16 protein-coding genes are annotated in these 16,421 nt (G+C 42.2%); 13 read left to right on the top strand and 3 right to left on the bottom strand.

Features of this window, described 5'->3' with window-relative positions:
* The first annotated feature begins 2 nt into the window (after positions 1–2).
* From tadA to IHE35_RS08595, 8 genes are all read left to right on the top strand, one after another.
* A complete protein-coding gene (gene tadA, locus IHE35_RS08630) occupies positions 3–524 on the top strand; it encodes a tRNA adenosine(34) deaminase TadA (protein WP_242787020.1) in 522 nt (173 codons plus the stop codon).
* Positions 525–575: 51 nt separating this feature from the next.
* Entirely contained in the window at positions 576–1,007 is a 432-nt protein-coding gene (locus IHE35_RS08625) for an SRPBCC family protein (RefSeq protein WP_242789981.1), read from the top strand.
* 17 nt (positions 1,008–1,024) lie between these two features.
* Positions 1,025–1,708, top strand: a complete 684-nt coding sequence (gene cmk / locus IHE35_RS08620; RefSeq protein WP_242787019.1) for a (d)CMP kinase — start codon at positions 1,025–1,027, stop codon at positions 1,706–1,708.
* Positions 1,709–1,822: 114 nt separating this feature from the next.
* Positions 1,823–3,499, top strand: coding sequence for a 30S ribosomal protein S1 (gene rpsA, locus IHE35_RS08615; protein WP_004815604.1), 1,677 nt, complete (start codon positions 1,823–1,825; stop codon positions 3,497–3,499).
* A gap of 163 nt (positions 3,500–3,662) precedes the next feature.
* A complete protein-coding gene (locus IHE35_RS08610; protein WP_004815605.1) occupies positions 3,663–3,968 on the top strand; it encodes an integration host factor subunit beta in 306 nt (101 codons plus the stop codon).
* Between the two features lie 15 nt (positions 3,969–3,983).
* A complete protein-coding gene (locus IHE35_RS08605) occupies positions 3,984–4,349 on the top strand; it encodes a lipopolysaccharide assembly protein LapA domain-containing protein (protein ID WP_242787018.1) in 366 nt (121 codons plus the stop codon).
* Positions 4,350–4,584: 235 nt separating this feature from the next.
* Positions 4,585–5,280, top strand: coding sequence for an orotidine-5'-phosphate decarboxylase (pyrF, locus tag IHE35_RS08600; RefSeq protein ID WP_242787017.1), 696 nt, complete (start codon positions 4,585–4,587; stop codon positions 5,278–5,280).
* 89 nt (positions 5,281–5,369) lie between these two features.
* Positions 5,370–5,576, top strand: coding sequence for a hypothetical protein (locus tag IHE35_RS08595; RefSeq protein WP_242787016.1), 207 nt, complete (start codon positions 5,370–5,372; stop codon positions 5,574–5,576).
* Between the two features lie 152 nt (positions 5,577–5,728).
* Here the strand turns inward: IHE35_RS08595 and IHE35_RS08590 are convergent, their stop codons facing one another.
* Positions 5,729–6,637, bottom strand: coding sequence for a lysine exporter LysO family protein (locus tag IHE35_RS08590; protein ID WP_242787015.1), 909 nt, complete (start codon positions 6,635–6,637; stop codon positions 5,729–5,731).
* Between the two features lie 60 nt (positions 6,638–6,697).
* Positions 6,698–8,182, bottom strand: a complete 1,485-nt coding sequence (locus IHE35_RS08585) for an NAD(P)/FAD-dependent oxidoreductase (RefSeq protein WP_242787014.1) — start codon at positions 8,180–8,182, stop codon at positions 6,698–6,700.
* Between the two features lie 154 nt (positions 8,183–8,336).
* Here IHE35_RS08585 and IHE35_RS08580 point away from each other — a divergent pair, with 154 nt between their 5' ends.
* The 5 genes from IHE35_RS08580 (at position 8,337) to IHE35_RS08560 (ending at position 15,472) form a co-directional block, all read left to right on the top strand.
* Entirely contained in the window at positions 8,337–9,344 is a 1,008-nt protein-coding gene (locus IHE35_RS08580) for an AraC family transcriptional regulator (protein ID WP_242787013.1), read from the top strand.
* Positions 9,345–9,429: 85 nt separating this feature from the next.
* The gene (gene zapE, locus IHE35_RS08575) at positions 9,430–10,581 is read left to right on the top strand and encodes a cell division protein ZapE (protein WP_242787012.1); all 1,152 of its coding nucleotides are present in this window, start codon (positions 9,430–9,432) and stop codon (positions 10,579–10,581) included.
* Between the two features lie 359 nt (positions 10,582–10,940).
* A complete protein-coding gene (locus tag IHE35_RS08570; RefSeq protein ID WP_242787011.1) occupies positions 10,941–13,106 on the top strand; it encodes a malate synthase G in 2,166 nt (721 codons plus the stop codon).
* A 181-nt stretch (positions 13,107–13,287) separates the two neighbouring features.
* Entirely contained in the window at positions 13,288–14,733 is a 1,446-nt protein-coding gene (locus IHE35_RS08565) for an aldehyde dehydrogenase family protein (RefSeq protein WP_242787010.1), read from the top strand.
* A gap of 79 nt (positions 14,734–14,812) precedes the next feature.
* Positions 14,813–15,472, top strand: a complete 660-nt coding sequence (locus IHE35_RS08560; protein WP_242787009.1) for an SOS response-associated peptidase family protein — start codon at positions 14,813–14,815, stop codon at positions 15,470–15,472.
* Positions 15,473–15,564: 92 nt separating this feature from the next.
* Here IHE35_RS08560 and IHE35_RS08555 read toward each other — a convergent pair whose 3' ends face one another.
* Positions 15,565–16,029 (bottom strand): MarR family winged helix-turn-helix transcriptional regulator, encoded by a 465-nt coding sequence (locus IHE35_RS08555; protein WP_005222487.1) that lies wholly within the window; start codon positions 16,027–16,029, stop codon positions 15,565–15,567.
* Between the last annotated feature and the right edge of the window lie 392 nt (positions 16,030–16,421).

Raw genomic sequence — 16,421 nt, 5'->3', positions numbered from 1 at the left:
TCATGACTGAGCACATTAAAACTGATGCAGAATGGATGCAGTTTGCCTATGAGCAGGCTGCATTAGCGGCAGCACAGGGAGAAATCCCTGTAGGTGCTATTATTGTCAGTAATAACCAGATTATTGGTCAAGGCTTTAATTCTCCAATTTCATTGAATGACCCAACCGCACATGCGGAAATCGTGGCCATTCGCGAAGCCTGTCAGGCTGTTCAAAACTACCGCTTGCCTGATGATGCTGTTCTCTATGTGACTTTAGAGCCTTGCACCATGTGTGTGGGGGCACTGGTACATTCGCGTATTTCAAAAGTTGTTTTTGGTACCACGGAGCCGAAAGCCGGCTCACTGATTAGTGCACGCAAGCTCTTTGAAACCGGCTACTATAATCATGTGTTTGAGTTTGAATCGGGATGCCTGCAAGCGCAGTGTGCCGGGCAGCTCAGTGATTTCTTTAGAATGCGCCGTGAACAGAAAAGACAATTAAAGTTACAAGAAAAACAAATGAATGGTCAGAATCAGGCCTGAATTCTGTTTAATATTAGCCATTAAAAATAACAGCCCTAACCAGGACTTATGATGAACACAATTCAAGTAAAAAAAGAATTTCCTGCACCATTGGCACAGGTGTTTGATCTGTTGTCTAAGCATGCAACTTATAATGTAGCCTTTGCACCGATTCAGGTAGAGCGTATCAAGGATTCTGAAGATCCTGAACGCCCTGATGGTCTGGGTTCAATTCGTAGCCTGGGTATTGGTCCGATCAAACCCTTAAAGGAACAGATTACACTGCTTGAGCCGAATTCGCGGATCGAATATAAAATTATTAAAAATCCTTTGGTGAAACATCACTTGGGCATTATTGAGTTTGAAGCAGTTTCAGATGACAAAACTCTGGTGACCTATACTATTGAATTGCAGGCTCGTGCACCCTTTGTCAGCAAATTAATCCTTGCACAGCTGAAAGCAGGGATTAAACTAGGCTTCGCGAAACTCGCAAAATCTGTTTAAACAACAATGGAAAAGCAATGACAGTTCAAATTATTACCATTGATGGACCAAGTGGTTCGGGCAAGGGGACACTCGCTGCGAAAATTGCAGCTCACTATGGTTTTCATCTGTTAGATTCAGGCGCACTGTATCGTCTGCTTGGATTGTCATTGCACCAGCAGGATTTGCTGGAATCACTGGAGAGTGAACTGGAGAAATGCGTACACATTGCTACAAATTTAGACATCCAGTTTACAAGTACTGAAACCGGGATTCAGGTATGGCTAGAAGGCGAGGATGTGACCCATACTATCCGTACTGAGCGTGTTGGTGAATTTGCTTCAAAAGTTGCCGCAATTCCTGAACTTAGAGCAGCTTTAGTCGGCCGTCAGCATGCTTTTGCACAAGCACCAGGTCTGGTTGCAGATGGTCGTGATATGGCGACCAGCATCTTCCCGAATGCCCAAGCCAAGATATATTTGACTGCATCGGCTGAATCACGTGCGAACAGACGAGTAAAGCAGTTGCAGGGCATGGGTCTGGATGCTAAAATAAGCGACATTTTAGCTAATATACAGGCTCGAGATAAACGAGATATGGAACGCACCGTCGCTCCACTCAAACCGGCAGCAGATGCTTATATCATCGACAGCTCAGAACTGGGTATCGATGAAGTATTTGATCTGATGACCGCTTATATCGACAGCCAGTTAGCAAACTAACCGAATTATCAAATTCAGCAGACGCATAGCTCGATCAGTTTATATGGGACTATGTAGACGCTTAACTAAACCGGCCTTGTCTGATCCAAGACCGCTGACTTTATCGGAAATATCATGACCGAATCTTTTGCAGCCCTCTTTGAAGAAAGCGAATTAAACCTCAACGTTGAAAAGGGTGCAGTCATCCAAGGCGTTGTAGTAAGCATCGACTCTGATTGGGTAACTGTTGACACTGGCCTTAAATCTGAAGGCGTTGTTGACCGTGCTGAGTTCTTAAATGAACAGCGCGAACTTGAAGTTCAAGTTGGCGACACTGTAGACGTAGTTGTTGAAGCACTTGACAACGGTATGGGGCAAACTGTTCTTTCTCGCGAAAAAGCTAAACGCGCTGAGACTTGGACTAAACTTGAAAAAATCTTTGAAGACGGCGAAATCGTTACTGGTGTTATCTCTGGTAAAGTTAAAGGCGGTTTCACTGTTGACATCGGTCCAGTTCGTGCATTCCTTCCAGGTTCTTTAGTTGATACTCGTCCTATTCGTGATACTACTCACTTAGAAGGTAAAGAGTTAGAATTCAAAGTAATCAAACTTGACGCTAAACGTAACAACGTTGTTGTTTCACGTCGTGCTGTTATGGAAGCTGAATCTTCGGCTGACCGTGAAGCTCTTCTTGCTCAGCTTGAAGAAGGTCAAACAGTTACTGGTACTATCAAGAACCTTACTGACTACGGCGCGTTCGTTGACCTTGGCGGTATCGACGGTCTTCTTCACATCACTGACATGGCTTGGAAACGTATCAAGCACCCATCAGAAGTTGTTGAAGTTGGTCAAGAAGTTACTGTTAAAGTACTTAAATTCGACCGCGAACGTAACCGCGTATCTTTAGGCCTTAAACAACTAGGCGAAGATCCATGGTTAGCGATCATGAGCCGTTACCCTAAAGGTTCTATCGTTAAAGCTCGCGTTACTAACCTGACTGACTACGGCTGTTTCGCAGAAATCGCTGAAGGCGTTGAAGGTCTAGTACACGTTTCTGAAATGGACCACACGAACAAAAACATCCACCCATCTAAAGTTGTTCAGATCGGTGACGAAGTTGATGTTATGGTTCTTGAAGTTGACGAAGAGCGTCGTCGTATTTCTCTTGGTATCAAACAAACTCGTGCTAACCCATGGGAAGAGTTTGCTAAGAACCACGACAAAGGCGAGAAAGTATCTGGCACAATCAAGTCTATCACTGACTTCGGTATCTTCATCGGTTTACCAGGCGGTATCGACGGTCTAGTTCACTTGTCTGACATCTCTTGGAACGAACAAGGCGAAGAAGCTATCCGTCGTTACAAGAAAGGTGACACTGTTGAAGCGGTTATCCTGTCTGTAGACGCTGAAGGCAATCGTATCAGCCTTGGCATCAAACAATTGAACAGCGATCCATTCAACGATTTCTTAGCTGCTAACGAACGCGGTGCGCTTGTTAAAGGTACTGTAACTGCTGTTGACGCTAAAGGTGCAACTGTTAAGTTAGCTGACGAAGTTGAAGCGACTCTTAAAGCATCTGAAATCAACCGCGACCGCGTTGAAGATGCAACTAAGTTCCTTGAAGTTGGTCAAGAAGTTGAAGCTAAGATCATCAATGTAGATCGTAAATCTCGCTCTATCAACTTGTCTATCAAAGCGAAAGACGAAGCTGAAGAGAAAGAAGCTGTTGCTAACTTGAAAACAGCTGCTGCTGGTCAAGAAAATGGTCCTAAGACTATTGGTGACCTGATCAAGGCGCAAATGAGCAACTAAGTAAGCACAGGAAATGTATTGTTAATGTAAATTAACTAATATTTTCTGAACGATTACTGTAAACGGTAGCGTAGTATTTAATTATTACGCTACCGTTTTGTATTTAAACAGGTTATTATCGCAATAGAGAGTCCAAGTAGCTTGATAATTAAAGAGGTCGCAGATGACTACTGAAGCACTTAATAAGTCTGATTTAATAGAGCGTATTTCCCTAAAGAACCCGCATTTAGCTGAGCCTTTAGTTGAAGAAGCTGTGAAGATCATGATCGATCAAATGATCGAAGCATTATCAACAGACAACCGTATTGAGATTCGTGGGTTTGGTAGCTTCGCATTGCATCATCGCGAACCACGTATTGGCCGCAATCCGAAAACTGGTAAATCTGTTGAAGTTGCAGCAAAAGCGGTTCCACACTTCAAACCAGGTAAGGCATTACGTGATGCTGTAAACGAATCAGCAAACAAATAATTTAAGGGGCGTGTGATGCGTTACGTACTCGTCATTTTATTACTCGTTGTATTTGGATATTCACTGGCACTGGTATTACAAAATGGAACTGAACTATCGGTAGATCTTTTATTTACCCAGGTTCCTGCAATGCGTTTAGGTCTGCTGTTATTGTTGACCTTGTCATTGGGTGTCATTCTTGGCTTGCTGCTGGGTGTACAAGTATTTAAAGTTTTCCAAAATAGCTGGGAAATTAAACGACTGCGTAAAGACATAGATCACCTACGTAAAGAGCAGTTGAATACAGCGAAGCTGATGGCGGCAGAAGCGGCGGCTCATTCACGCCATGAAAAGACAGTTGTTGATATCCATCCCCAGGATCGACCTTCTACACCTTTATAAGGATGTGATGTCATAACTTTGAATATTTAAAGTTCTCCTGATTTTATTTAAAGCACTCTGAGTCTAGCTCAGGGTGTTTTTTTATGCCTTCAGCTTTATAAGTCTTTTAAAAATATAAGTAATTAAGATAATTGTATGAGGAATGAGTTACTTAAATTGAACTCTCTAAGAGTTTTTATAATTTATGTATTTGTTCAGGCAATTGAAATCCGTATAATGCCTTAATTTTGTCAATTTGAAGGGTCTTGTTATGAGTATTATCGTTGCCTTGGATGCAAAAAGCCAATATGACGCATTGACGATTGCTGAGCAATTAGACCCTGAGCTTTGTCGTGTGAAAGTCGGTAAAGAGTTATTCACGCATGAAGGTCCATCGGTCGTCAAAGCACTGCAAGATAAAGGCTTTGAAGTATTTCTTGATTTAAAATTTCACGATATTCCAAATACCACTGCACAGGCAGTCTGTGCAGCGGCAGACCTGGGTGTATGGATGGTGAATGTGCATGCTTCTGGTGGCCGTAAAATGATGGAAACCTGTGTAGAGCGCCTACAAGCGGGTAACTACCATACCCAGCTGATTGCAGTGACTGTATTAACTTCAATGGGCCGTGAAGATTTAAAAGATATCGGTCTGGATATCGAACCTTTTGAGCATGTTAAACGTCTGGCTGCTTTGACCAAAGACAGTGGTCTGGATGGTGTAGTCTGTTCAGCACAAGAAGCAAAAATGCTACGTGAAACTTTAGGTCCAGACTTTGTATTGGTAACGCCAGGGATTCGTCCAGAAGGCTCAAATGCAGATGATCAAAAACGTATCGTAACGCCAAAACAGGCAATGCTAGATGGTTCGACTCACTTGGTGATTGGTCGTCCAATTACCAAATCAGAAAACCCGCGTCAGACATTAAAAGATATTTTAGCAAGCCTGTAATTCTGTCAATCCGATAAAAAGCCTTTCATATGAAAGGCTTTTTTTATACATTCAGAAAAAGCAGGATGAAAATAAAAAAGGAATTTAAAATGAAAATAAAGAAGACGCCAGAACAAAAATTGTTAGAACAACGTATTGAATTGGAAAAAATAGCCGAACAGCTTGAACAGCAGCAACTCCAGAAGCAGTATAATCCGGCAAGTTCATGGGATTGGATGTCAGGACTGGATGGTATGGATCTTGTAGAACTTGCTTCAGAGATGGTTGATAGCGTTGAGGAGTTGTTGAGAGATTGACCTAGGTTTTTTGAATGTGATTCTTAGGTATTTTTCCTTAGCCTTGTGGCGCAAGGCCCTTCATTTCTCAAAGGGAGAGGGGTTTTATTCTATTATTTTAAAAGTTTCGGTTCCTCTCCCTGTGGGAGAGAGTTAGAGAGAGGGCTAATGAATTAGATAACAGCTAAAACACTGACCATCACCGGAGCCAATACCGACAAAATAAAACCGCTTAACATGGCATGCGGGATAAAATCATTGCCACAGGCCTGTTTTACCATCGGTAAAGTGACATCCATAGACGTTGCACCTGCTGCTGAAATTGCAGCACGTGGATAGCGCCAGCCAATACAATACATCAGTAAAATCGCAAAGATCTCCCGAAACAGATCATTCATCAGGGCAATACTGCCCAACTCAGCATTCCTGAGTTCAGTCACTACAATACCGCTCATCGAATAAAAGCCATAACCTTGGGATAGCATGATCAGGTCTTGCAATTTGATATTAGATTGCCATGTCGCATAGAGCAGCACACCCAGTAGTGAGCCGAGAATACAACCGAGTGGTACCAGTAAAATCTTCCAGTTTAGCCATGAACGGTCTAGTGGCGAATAGGCAAGATCTAGTCCAATCAGGAACATAAACACCAGTAGTAAATGCCAGGTACTGATTTGTGTCTGAATACTTAAGCTACTGCAAGCAGCATGTAGCAAATAACCTATGGCGAGCGCAATAAAGGCATAACTGATATTGATCAGTGATTTGATCACCAGTTGTGTAGATACATGACCTGAAGATGGTTGATAACCTGCCCATTTAAACAGGAGATAACAGCAGGCAAAGGCACCGAATGAAGTTACCGCTGCAATACTTAGAGAGGTGCTCAGAAGTTGATAAGGATGCTGTAGTTGATCTAGAAGTTGTGAAAACTCAAAAGCAATCGCGATCAGTAGCACATAACTGAAATAGGGCAGAATGGCGAAAGATGCTTTAAGAACAGTTTGAGGCAACTTTTTGGCAAACAGAAAGCTGATCGCCAGACAGAACAGTAATTGGAAGATAAGCCAGAAGGATTGCATGATCAGGAAAAATAAAAATTTTTCGTATTATGCCATTTCTTCAACGAATATGTTGTTGCTTTAGCTGGCTTTACTTAACAAATGGTAATCTGATGGATTGGCCCACTTGGTTTTAAGCCAGTATTTCCAGGTATAGGTGGGCCATAAGGCAAAGTTTTTGCCGCCATCCTGTTGATACCAGCTCACGCAGCCGGACTGCCAGACAGTATTCTCCATCATGTGTTGTACCTGTTCATTAAACTGGTCATGCACTTCATCTTTGACCATAATTGCCTCAGTATGCGAGCGTTCAACCAACTGGATCAACTGCAGGATATATTCCACCTGCGACTCAATCATAAACAGCACTGAGTTATGTGCCAGCACAGTATTTGGACCCAGCAGCTGGAACAGGTTTGGGAAGTTCTTGATACAGATGCCGTAATAGCTTTCCGCACCATCTTTCCAGACTTCATTGAGCTTCATACCATTCAAGCCAGTGCATTCAAAGTTTTTCAGATAAATACGCGGATCAGTAATAAAACCGGTGCCATAAATCAGGCAGTCAATCGGTCGTTTTTTACCATCCACGGTAATGATGCTATCTTCTGTCAGTGCCTGAATCTTGTCGGTGACCAGCTCGACATTCGGCCGATTAAAGGTGGGCAAATATTTATTGGAAACCAGAATCCGTTTACAACCCATGATGTAGTCTGGAATCAACTTTTGTGCAACTTTCTTATCTTTAACCTGATAGCGAATATAAGCTTCCGCCAGTTTTTGGGTATATTTCATCACGGTCGGTTTTACAATAGGGACAACACGCGATTCATTGGACCAGTACAGACGAATTCGATGTAATTTACGCAGCCAGTCATATCGCGCAAACAGTTTCTTTTCTAAATCATGATACAGCCGCTCATCACGCGGAATCACCCATGCTGCAGTGCGTTGCATTACATATAGTTGTTTACATTGTACTGCGATCTCTGGAATATATTGAATGGCACTGCCACCTGTCCCAATTGAAGCGACATTTTTACCGGTGAGGTCATAGCTGTGATCCCATTGAGAGGAGTGGAAGACTTTTCCTTTAAATTTTTCGATTCCGCTCATCTTCGGAATTTGCGGTACATGCAAAGGACCAGATGCAAAAATGACATATTGTGCTTCTAGCTGTTTATCTTCATTTAAAGTCAGTGTCCAGCGACAGAGCTTTTCATCATAATGTGCAGCTTTAACTTCGGTATTAAGCCGGGTAAAAATAGCAATATTAAATTTTTTAACCAAATCCTGAATATAGGCAAAAATTTCTGGTGCTTCTGCATATCTTTTTGACCAGTTTGATTTCGGTGCATAAGATAGGGAATACAGATGTGATTGCACATCGCACGCAGCACCCGGATACTGATTTTCACGCCAAGTACCGCCAAAATCATTGGACTTTTCAAGAATTATAAAATCAGTAATGCCTTGTTGTTGCAAACGAATTGCCATTGCGATTCCGCCAAAACCTGCACCAATAATGGCGATTTTGGTAGTGTGATTTTTCTTTGTTGTTTTCATACTGTGCAATCCGGGCATATCCAGATTTCTTAGAATATTGTAAAGTTCTAATATCAAACATGATTAATAAGACGACAAAATTGATCAAAACGGCAATAGAGAATTTGTAAAATTTATAGTAAAACAACAACAATCCTATTAAATTCAAATCGCAATGAAGAGATCTATACTCAGTTTGATGTACTTGATTCAGGGGATGCGCAAGGCAGGCATTGCATTGGAGCATAAACTGGACAATATCGGGCTACGTGTAGATGATCTTGATCCTACGTCGATCATTCATCCCAGTCTGGAATATGATGTGCTGAAAGTCGTGGGTGAGGGAATTGCGCCCGAAAAGGGAATCTCGATTGGACAGCATTATGCGCTGGCGGGATATGGTCCACTTTTAATGTTACTGGTGACCTGTCCTACCGTAAAAGATGCATTGATTCATGGTATCCGTTTTCAGCAGTTAACCCATCTGACCGGGGAAATGAGTTTCAAGCAGGCAGGGCATCGCATTGCACTTTGCTATCGTCCGAGTAATTTACAGAACCAATTAGGCCAGTTGGTCGCGCAAGCTGAAATTTCCGGCACCTACAAGTTTATTCAGGATCTGTACAAGATGATGGGCTTATCAGTGCCGGAAGTGCGGATTGAATTGCCATTTCCAAAGCCGGAAGAGATGCAGCAGTTGCAGCTCTATCATGACTATTATGGTCATCAGGTGCAGTTTAATGCTGATCAGGCAGTTTTCTGGTTTGATGAAGCGGTACTGGATGTCAAGATTCCATCCGCAGATGAGATGACCTTCAAGCTGTATGAAAAGAAGTGTATTACTGAACTGGAACGATTGCGTGAAGATGAAAAGACACCTTCACTGATCCAACGGGTGCAGGATTATCTGGAGCTGCAAAGTGGAGGAATGCCGACCATGGCAGAAACCGCGCAAGCCCTGAATATTCCTGAACGGACCTTGCGCCATCAGTTGCAACAACTGAATACCAGTTATAAGCAGATCCGTGAGGATATCATTAAGGATAAAGCCTTAAGAATGATTGAATATAAACAATATTCAATTGAAATGATTGCAGAACTGTTAGGATATTCTGAACCCGCGGCGTTTAATCACGCATTTAAACGCTGGTTTGGTCAGAGTCCACGCCAATATGTAAAATAGCCTAAGTTTGCTAATGCCAAAGTGTTATGGCTTGAAGTTGAATCTTCGCTATAATTTTTTATGAATCTCAATAGTAATGAACCTTATGTCCGACTTAAATTCACATCAGCACAATGCCTTTAGCCCTTTATCTCCTGCAGAACGTTATGCACAGGCACTGTCTTCGGGTCAGTTCATGCCTGATGATGCACAAGCGATTGCAGTACATGAGCTAGATCGTGTCTGGGTGGAGTTAATTCAACGCTTTAAGGCTTCCAAGAAAGCATTCCGCCGTTTCCGCCGTCAAACCGCGCCAAAAGGTGTGTATATGTGGGGTGGTGTAGGCCGTGGTAAGACCTGGCTGATGGATCAGTTCTACGATTCAATTCCATTTCGCCGTAAAATCCGCATGCATTTCCACCACTTTATGCAGCATGTACATCGTGAACTGAACAAATTATCTGGTCAACGTAACCCGCTCGATTTGGTGGCAGATCAGATCTATAAAGATGCTGTAGTCATCTGTTTTGATGAATTTTTCGTATCGAATGTAACCGATGCCATGATCCTGAGTGATCTGTTCCAGAAACTGTTTGAGCGCGGCATTACCCTGGTCGCGACCTCGAATATTGCACCAGATGGCCTGTATAAAAATGGTATTCACCGTGACCGTTTTATCCCGACCATTGAGCTGGTGAAAAAGAATTGCGTGATTCTAAATGTCGATGCGGGTGTGGATTATCGTCTGCGTGTACTCAAACAGGCACAGTTATTCAAGTTCCCATTAACGCATGATCATAAAAACTGGATGGCACAGCGCTTTAGTGCACTGACCCAGACCCAGCAGCAATCTGATGAACCGATCATCATTAATAACCGTATTGTCGAAACTGTGGCACATACCGAAGATGTATTGTGGTGTGAATTCGCAGAACTGTGCCTGAAACCGCGTAGTCCGGCTGACTTTATTGAAATCGCCAATATCTATAATACGGTACTGGTCAGCAATGTACCGCACCTGACTGATTTCTTGAATGATGGTACGCGCCGTTTCATTTACCTGGTAGATGAATTCTATGACCGTGGTGTGAAATTGCTACTCACTTCGGAGGACAATATCATCGACATCTACCAAGGTGAAAAACTGGCGTTCGAGATTGAACGGACCCGTTCGCGTCTGCTGGAAATGCAATCAGATGAATACTTGCATTCGGAGCATCGCCAGATTGAGAAAATTGCTTCCAGCAATGTTGAATAAAGCTTCGAAAAGCGTCGGTGATCCGGCGCTTTTTTTATGCAAAATTACTGGGCAGTTTATCGACAATAAGCATATTTCATGGCTTAATCGGACTTCAAGAATGACAATGTATACGGGAATGCGTGATTTTTGCGCGAAAATCTGAACTTAAGTCTAATTTCTACATTTCGAAAACTTTATACACTGTCATTAGGGTATTTAGTGAATTGATGACTAAGCATTCTGATCAATATTAGCGGACATGAGGGTGACGCTAAATAAAATGATCATTATTTAGGAATGTGATAGTACTATTCAGCTAAATTTTAATCGTTATACTAGAATCTCTTGTATAAAAAGTAGCAATATCAGGAAAGACAATGACTGCACGTATTCAAAAAGGCAAGTTAGCGATTGCTAAGGAACTTTACGATTTCATCGAAAATGAAGCACTACCAGGTTCTGGTTTGGACAGCGAAACGTACTGGAAAAACTTTGAACAAGTCGTTGTTGATCTTAGCCCTAAAAACAAAGCACTTTTGGCTAAGCGTGATGCCATCCAAGCACAAATTGATGAATGGCACCGCAATAACACATTTGAATTACAAGCTTACAAAGCTTTCTTGACTGAAATTGGCTACTTATTACCAGAAGTAGAAGATTTTCAAATTACGACTGAAAATGTTGACGAAGAAATTGCACTCATCGCAGGTCCACAGCTTGTAGTACCTGTACGTAATGCGCGTTACTGTCTGAATGCTGCGAATGCGCGTTGGGGTTCATTGTACGATGCACTTTATGGCTTTGACGTAATCTCTGAAGAAGATGGCGCAGAAAAAGGCAAGGGCTATAACCCGAAACGTGGTGAGAAAGTAATTGCATTCGCGAAAAATTACTTAGATGAAATTTTCCCATTGGCGGCAGGTTCTCATGCCGATGCCACCAAATATGCAGTTGAAGGCAATGCACTGGTTGTAACGCTCAAAGATAGTTCAACAACAACTGTTGCGGATGCATCTAAATTTGTAGGTTATAACGGTGAAGCGTCTGCACCAACAGAAGTTGTGCTTAAAAACAATGGTCTACATGCGATCATTCAAATTGATGCAACAAGCCCAATTGGCCAAACTGACGCGGCTGGTGTAAAAGATGTCGTTCTTGAAGCGGCTGTTACCACAATTCAAGACTTAGAAGACTCGGTTGCTGCGGTTGATGCGGAAGAGAAAGTTGAAGGCTACCGTAACTGGTTAGGCTTGATGCGCGGTACGCTTGAAGAGTCAATTGAAAAGAACGGTAAAACTGTTACGCGTAAACTGAATGCTGACCGTACCTTCAAAAATACAGATGGTGGTGAAACTAAAGTTCACGGTCGTTCATTAATGTTGCTTCGTAACGTGGGTCACTTGATGACGAATCCAGCGATCCTTGTAGATGGTCAAGAGATCTATGAAGGCATCATGGATGCTCTAGTAACTCCGCTTCTTACGATTGCTGACATCCGTGGCGAAAACACGATTAAGAACTCGCGTAAAGGTTCTATGTACATCGTGAAGCCAAAAATGCATGGTCCTGAAGAAGTGGCATTTGCAGTGGAATTGTTCGAGCGTGCTGAACAAGCGCTTGGTCTACCTGCGAAGACTTTAAAAATCGGTATCATGGATGAAGAACGTCGTACTTCTGTGAACTTGAAGAACTGTATCGCGCAAGCGAAAGACCGTACCATCTTTATTAACACAGGCTTCATGGACCGTACTGGTGACGAAATCCATACCTTCATGGAAGCTGGTCCATTTGTTCGTAAAGCGGAAGTGAAAGGTCAAATTTGGTTCCCTGCTTACGAAAACCGTAATGTAATGGTGGGTCTACAAACAGGTCTACGTGGTAAAGCACAGATTGGTAAAGGCATGTGGCCAAAACCAGACATGTTGCTTGACATGTACAAAACCAAAACTGAACATCCAGAGGCAGGTGCGAGCTGTGCATGGGTACCATCACCAACAGGTGCGGTGATTCATGCGATTCACTACCACCAAATTAACGTGGCAAACCGTCAACAAGAATTGCTTGCAACTGAAGCACTTCCATTGGATGACTTGTTAACACCGCCATTGGCGAAAGACACCAACTGGACAGAAGAAGAGAAGCTGAAAGAGCTTGAAAACAACTGTCAAGGTATCTTGGGTTATGTAGTTCGTTGGGTTGACCTCGGTGTTGGTTGTTCGAAAGTGCCTGATATCAACGATGTAGGCTTGATGGAAGACCGTGCAACTTTACGTATTTCATCTCAACACGTTGCAAACTGGTTACGTCACGGTATCGTAACGCGTGCACAAGTTGAAGATGTAATGGCGCGTATGGCGAAAATCGTGGATGAGCAAAATGCCAATGATCCACTTTACACGCCAATGTCTGCTGACCTTGCAAATAACATTGCATTCCAAGCGGCATCTGATCTGATCTTCAAAGGTGGTGAGCAACCTGCAGGTTATACTGAGCCACTACTGCATGCAGCACGCTTAAAGTTAAAAGGTTATACAGGTGACTAATCCTGTTTAATTCAAAAAAGCCTCTTCGGAGGCTTTTTTATTGTCTATCTGAAATGGTTGGTAATTAAAAACAGAGAACATATAAATTTGTCTATAAAAGCGTAACATTTCGTCGCTCAATTCTGATCTTTAAAATTGTTCTGATAGAGTAGATGAAAATTAATAAGTTGCAGGGATGGAAATGACAGCCTATCAAAATCTAAATCAACAATTTATTGGCGGGAAATGGCAACAAGGTAGCTCGATCCACACGATTCAAAATCTTAATCCTTATACCCAACAGGAAATTTTTACCCTACAAGCCGCAGGTACTGAAGATGTAGATGCAGCTTATCAGGCAGCACTTGAAGCGTTTGAGCAAGGTGCCTTAACTTCGGTTCAGGTACGTAAAGGCCTCATCCAGAATCTGGCCAATATTATTCAACGACGTCGTGAAGAGATTGTGGACTGGTTGATTCAGGAATCTGGCAGTACACGCTTTAAGGCAAATCTTGAAGTAGATGCATCACTAGGAATTATTCAGGAAAGTGCCAAATTCCCGGATCTGATCCAGCCAGAAGAACTAGAAAGTCGAGATCCTGCGCGTAGAAGTATTGTGCTACGTAAACCACTCGGTGTGATCGCCGTGATCAGCCCATGGAATTTCCCGTTTCATTTATCTATGCGTTCAGTCATTACGGCCATCGCCTGTGGAAATGCGGTTGTGCTCAAGCCAGCCAGTGATACGCCAGTCACCGGTGGAACACTGCTTGGTAAACTGTTGGAAGAAGCGGGCACACCACATGGGGTATTGAATATTGTGGCCGGTGCGGGCAAAGAAATCGGTGATTATTTTGTCGAACATCCAATTCCAAAAATGATTTCATTTACCGGTTCAACTGAAGTTGGGCAGGGGGTGGGGAGTAAGGCACTGGCAAGTTCCCGTATGAAACGTCTTGCATTGGAACTGGGTGGAAATGCACCGCTGGTGATCTTGGATGATGCAGACCTGGATCTGGCAGTAGAACTCACTGTTATGGGGCGCTTTATGCATCAAGGGCAGATCTGTATGAGCACCAACCGCGTGATTGTCGATCAAAGCTTGCATGACGCCTATGTAGATAAACTGATAGCGCGCGTGAAAACCATTCCTGTGGGTGATCCAAGCTTGCCAGATACCATTATTGGTCCGATTATTAATCAGCATCAGGTTGAAATGCATCGCAAGATTATCGAACATGCCATACAACTGGATGCCAAGCTGGTTTATGAAGGCGGTATAGAAGGAAATGTAGTGGCACCGCATATCTTTACCCATGTCGATCCATACTTTGATATTGCCCAAGAAGAAAGTTTTGGTCCGATTCTACCGATCTTAAAAGCGGATGATGAAGAACATGCATTGGATTTGGCGAATAACTCCCGCTTTGGGCTTTCCAGCGCAGTCTGTACCTCAAATATTGAACGCGGTGAACGATTTGCTGCTCAAATAGATGCGGGTATGACACACATCAATGGAATTACGGTGGCAGACCAACCGAATGCACCATTTGGTGGGGAGAAAAACTCAGGGCTAGGTCGTTTTAATGGACGCTGGATTTTTGAGGAATTTACCCGTACACATTGGATGACCTTACCAAAACAATAGTTCTGTTAGCAAAAACACACAGGTCTGTGATCACCGGAGTACTATAATACTTCGGTGATTTTTTGTTTTTAAAGACTCTATGTGCGCTAACTTTAAACCGCTCACCTTGCAGCAACTGCATGACCTTAATCTTCCGGAAATTCCATTTGAATACCCAGAAGAAGTCTATCCCAATTATCAGTTGCCTTTGTTATTCAAATCAGAGCTGGGTTTGGAATGGCGCTCGGTGAATTTTGGTTTGATTCCAAAATGGGCTGAGGATAAAACCATCGGTACTCGCACCTATAATGCCCGCAATGAAACCTTGCTACAGAAGCCGAGTTTTGCCGAGGCAACAGCGAAATGTAAATTTGGCGTAATTCCGGTATCGGAGTTTTATGAGTCTAAATATTTTGACAATAAACCACAGCGCTGGGGTGTAAGACGTAAGGATGGCAAAGCATTTTATATTGCCGCTGTATATGAAATTGCGCGCGTGCAGGATGAGATTGTACGTTCAAGCACTATGATTACCATGGACGCAATTGATCATCCTATGATGAAAGATTTCCATGAACCGGGGAATATCAAGCGTTCTGTTATTGTGATTCCACATCAGCGTATAGATGAATGGCTAAATCTGAAATCACCGAATATACAGTCTTTTGTTGAGGGATTTCCCGTAGAAGAGTTCGAGTGTTCACATGTACCCAAAGAAGTGATCAAAAAAGTCAGTCCCCAAATGAATTTCTTTGAATAATCCCTTGAGAAGCAGAAAGATAAATCTAGCCTATGAATTTATCTTTCAGCTTAAGTCACGCTAATGCCTGATTATTTTTTTATATTTTGAGATCAGCGTGCAAGGTTTTTGAAGATGTGACGTAAACTTTCCATGGTCTTTTCGATTTGGAGCGGTGTTAAGCCTTCAAATGACTGTTCCAGAACAATGTTGGTCAGGTCATTAATCTTATGGAACATCTCGTGGCCTTTTTCTGTAAGAACCACACGAGTAATACGTGCATCGTCTTCACAAGAATAAGTATCCACCAGGCCTTCATCTTTAAGACGATAGACAATTTTTGTGGTTGTTGACATTTTAGAAACTACCATCTCTGAAAGGTCAGACACGCTCGCATGTGGTTTTGCTTTTAGGGCAAGCAGAATACGACGACGTGAATTGTCAACGCCATATTTTTTGAGCGCGTGGTCAACATTTAAAACATATTGTGCATGGACTTGAGTAACCCAATAGTAAGGGAAATTTTCTAAGGTGAATTCTTCTGTTGAAGGTAAAAACTTCGCATACTTTTTAGTCATGGTAGATTCCTTGTATTTATTTTTGTAAGGCAGTTACATTCTATGAAAATGTTTATATAAATTTCAACCATTATTTTTAAAAATTGCGACAAATTGTGAGTCAATACTTTTAATAATGCTAATAATTGACAAAAAAATTGTCGAATGGTCAACAAAGACCTAAGTTTACCTATTTTTAACTCATCTGTTACCTATTTATTTCTGTCATACGTCGGGAAATTTGATCTAAAATGTGATTCAATTAGTAATAAAATTATATGGAATAAAGATTTAGTAATAGCAGAGAAATTAGAAGTTACATTTAAACTGATGAACGTCACTTTCATTTTTTAAATAAAATAAGGAAAGCGTGGTGAGGATCAGGGATTTAAAGGTCGTGTTATCTTTATTAA

It is taken from the genome of Acinetobacter sp. ASP199, assembly GCF_022700675.1.
Classification (GTDB): domain Bacteria; phylum Pseudomonadota; class Gammaproteobacteria; order Pseudomonadales; family Moraxellaceae; genus Acinetobacter.
Note: the sequence above shows the minus strand (reverse complement) of the source record. Positions and strands in the feature narration are given on the sequence as shown.